The sequence below is a fragment of the Rhodococcus sp. 1163 genome (genome assembly GCF_002091985.1).
GTDB lineage: Bacteria > Actinomycetota > Actinomycetes > Mycobacteriales > Mycobacteriaceae > Rhodococcoides.
In genome coordinates this window covers 1-2497 of sequence record NZ_MKKX01000040.1, presented here as the reverse complement: position 1 = coordinate 2497, position 2497 = coordinate 1, and the positions used below count along the sequence as shown (strand labels likewise).

Here is a 2497-nt window from a genome sequence, read left to right as displayed (position 1 = left end):
TGTTGTCGGAGTCCGAGCGTGAGTTGTTGGTGCCGGTGCGTGGTGGTGTGTCGGTGGTGGGTCGGTTGTTGCCGGAGATTTTGGTTTCTGCGGTAGATGTTGCGGGTGTGGATGGTGTGGCGTTGGTGTGTGGTGGTGTGTCGGTGTCGTATGGGGAGTTGGATGTTCGGTCTTCGCGGTTGGCGCGGTTGTTGATCGGTCGTGGTGTGGGTGTGGGTTCGTTTGTGGCGTTGGGGTTGCGGCGTTCGGTGGAGTCGGTGGTTGCGGTGTGGGCGGTGGCGAAGGCTGGGGGTGCGTTTTTGCCGGTGGATCCGTCGTATCCGGTGGATCGTATTGCTCATATGTTGTCCGATTCTGGTGCTGTGGTGGGGATTACCGCGGTCGAGTATGTGTCGGATGTGGGCCGGGCCGGTGATGGGGTGTCGTGGATTGTTCTCGACGATGAGTCGATCGTCGATGAGGTTGGTGAGTTTTCTGGTGGGCCGGTGTCCGATGGTGATCGGTTGGGTTCGGTTCGTCTCGATGATGCGGCGTATTTGATTTATACCTCGGGTTCGACGGGTGTTCCGAAGGGTGTGGTGGTGACGCATCGGGGTTTGGCGAATTTGGCTGAGGTGGAGCGTGTTCGGTTCGGGGTGACTGCTGGCTCGCGTACGTTGTCGTTTGCGTCGCCGAGTTTCGATGCGTCGGTGCTCGAGTTGTTGTTGGCGTTTTGTGGTGGTGCGGCGATGGTGATTGTGCCGACGGATGTGTTCGGTGGTGTCGAGCTTGCTCAGTTGCTGCGTGAGGAGGAGATTACGCATGCTTTTGTGACGCCGGCGGCGTTGGCGTCGGTGGATCCGGCCGGTCTCGATTCGCTTGCAGTGGTAGCGACCGGTGGTGATGCTTCGGGTTCTGATTTGGTTGAGCGTTGGGCGCCGGGCCGTTTGATGTTCAATGCGTATGGTCCGACGGAGGCGACGGTGTTTGCGTCGTTGAGTGCGCCGATGTCGCCGGGGGTTCCGGTCGATATCGGCTCTCCGGTGTTGGGTTTTGCTGTGGTGGTGTTGGACTCGCGTTTGCAGCCGGTGCCGGTGGGTGTTGTGGGTGAGTTGTATTTGGCTGGTCCTGGGTTGGCGCGTGGTTATCATGATCGGTTGGGTTTGACGGCGGAGCGGTTTGTGGCGGCGCCGTTTTCTTTGGTGGGGGAGCGGATGTATCGCACGGGTGATGTGGTGCGGTGGAATGGTTCTGGGGTTTTGGAGTATGTGGGGCGTAGCGATTTTCAGGTGAAGGTTCGTGGTTTTCGGATCGAGTTGGGTGAGATCGATGCGGTGATTGCTGCTCTTCCTGAGGTTGATTTCGTGGCGACTTTGGGTGTTGATGGTCCTGGTGGTGCGGCGGTGTTGGTGTCGTATGTGTTCGGTGTCGGTGGTGGGTTGGTCGATGTCGATGCGGTGCGTGATCGGGTGGTGTCGGTGTTGCCGGCGCATATGGTTCCGTCGGTGTTTGTGGTGTTGGATTCGATTCCGTTGACTCCGGCGGGCAAGTTGGATCGTCGAGCATTACCCACACCAGAATTGCCCAGTGCGGGCAGCGGACGTACACCTCGTAGCGAGACGGAAATTGCGATTGCACAGGTTTTCGCCGAAGTGCTCGGTACCGAAACAATTGGCATCGACGACAATTTCTTCGATCTCGGTGGCGATTCACTCAGCGCCACACGAGTGACTGCACGCGTGAACGCTGCATTGAGCTCGAACATCAGCGTTCGCATGTTGTTCGAATCACCCACCGTCGCAACGCTGTCCACCCGCACCGCCGACCGGGCCGTCGAGAGTTCGCGTCCGGTGTTGGGTGTGGTGGAGCGTCCGTCGGTGATTCCGTTGTCGCAGGCGCAGAGTCGTATGTGGTTCATCAATCAGTTCGATACGTCTTCGCCTGCGTACAATATTCCGCTTGCTGTGCGGTTGTCGGGTGCGCTCGATGTTGTTGCGTTGGAGGCGGCGGTGGGGGATGTGTTGGTTCGTCATGAGTCGTTGCGTACTACGTTCCCGGTGGTGGGGGAGTTGCCGCGTCAGTTGATCGGGTCTGTTTCCGATGTGGCGGTGGAGTTGGCGGTGGTGGAGCTCGATGCGGGGGGTGTGCAGGAGCGGATTGTTGCCGATGCTGCTGCGGGGTTCGATGTGACGGTGGATGTGCCGTTTCGGGCGTCGTTGTATCGGGTGGGTGTCGATGAGTTCGTGTTGGCGATTGTGGTGCATCATATTGCTGCTGATGGTGCGTCGATGGCGCCTCTTGCTGCTGATGTGATGGTGGCGTATGGCGCTCGGGTTGCTGGTGGTGTGCCGGGGTGGGAGCCGTTGGCGGTGCAGTATGCGGATTACACGTTGTGGCAGCGTGAGGTTCTCGGGAGTGAGGATGATCCGGGGTCTGTGGTGTCGCGGCAGTTGGAGTTTTGGTCGGGAGTGTTGGCGGATGTGCCGGATGTGTTGCCGTTGCCGATCGATCACCCACG

General features: G+C 59.4%; 1 protein-coding gene. It reads left to right on the top strand.

Translation table 11 applies throughout. The annotated features are described in order from the left end of the window. Positions 1–2497: non-ribosomal peptide synthetase (locus BJD99_RS20555; protein WP_143542259.1), on the top strand; the 2497-nt coding region annotated here is incomplete at both ends.